The following is a 1222-nucleotide window of genomic DNA, read 5'->3' on the forward strand; positions in this document are numbered from 1 at the left end:
CGGTGCGCGGTTGGATGTCCGATGCCGGGCTGTGGCTGTCACGCAAGCAGCGCCGGACGTTTCATCAACCGCGACTGCGGCGCGAAGCCTATGGCGAGCTGGTGCAGATCGACGGGTCAGAGCATCGCTGGTTCGAGGATCGCGGACCACCGTGTTCGCTGCTGGTGTTCGTCGACGATGCGACTGGCAAGTTGATGCAGTTGCGCTTTGTGCGTTCCGAAAGTGCCTTCACCTACTTCGATGCGCTGGAGCTCTATCTCAAGCGTCACGGCGCACCGATTGCCTTTTATTCGGACAAGCATTCGGTGTTTCGGGTGGCGAAGAAGGATGCCAAAGGTGGCCAGGGCATGACGCAGTTCGGACGTGCGCTTTGCGAGTTAAATATCGAGATTCTTTGTGCAAACTCGAGCCAGGCCAAAGGCCGTGTCGAGCGGATGAACCGGACGCTGCAGGATCGTCTGGTCAAGGAGCTCAGGCTTTGCGGTATCGACAGCATGGAGGCGGGCAATGCGTTTCTACCTGTTTTCATGGAGGACTATAATGCGCGTTTTGCGGTTTCCCCTGCCCGTTCGGACGACCTGCATCGTCCGCTGAATCTGGCGCCGGATCGGCTGACGGAGATCCTGTGCAAGCGCGAGCAGCGTTATGTCGGATCGCAGCTGACGTTTTCGTTCGAGCGCAAGCGGATCATGCTGGAGGAGAGCGAGGTGACGCGCGGTCTGGCCGGCCGCTATGTCGAGACATATGCCTATGCGGATGGTCGTCTCGATGTGCGCTGGAAGGGATATTCCCTGCCCTACACGGTGTTTGACAAGGAGCAGCGGGTAACACATGCAGCGATCACGGAGAACAAGCGACTGAGCGAGGTGCTGACCTATATCAGGGAGCGCCAGGAAGAGGATGACAAGCCGAAGGTGAAGAGCAACAGCGACAAGAATGGCTACGTCAAGCGCGTGGGCAAGCCTGGCCGGCGGACGGATTTCACGAATGATCCGGCGGTGATTGCGAGACGGATGAAGGCGCTGTCTCGGCAGGACGCTGCGGAGTGAAGTACCCGACAATCGTCTCAAAGCTAAAGCCGAAGTGGAGTTCCCCACCCGCCCCGATCTGATCTTGCAAGCGGGTCTGCCGCTCAGATCGGGGCTGATCGTGGTGCTGTGTGGTGACTGCTGCGGACATTTCTACTTTGCAGCACAGCGGACATTCCAACTCCTCCGCCACA

The 1222-nt window shown here is 59.0% G+C and carries 1 protein-coding gene; it reads left to right on the top strand.

Annotated features, from left to right (window positions below):
* On the top strand, nt 1–1049 hold a 1049-nt coding region (locus FNA46_RS25685; protein ID WP_143128078.1), incomplete at its 5' end, for an ISNCY family transposase.
* Nucleotides 1050–1222: the final 173 nt, after the last annotated feature.

It is taken from the genome of Affinirhizobium straminoryzae (genome assembly GCF_007004135.1).
Taxonomy (GTDB): domain Bacteria; phylum Pseudomonadota; class Alphaproteobacteria; order Rhizobiales; family Rhizobiaceae; genus Neorhizobium; species Neorhizobium straminoryzae.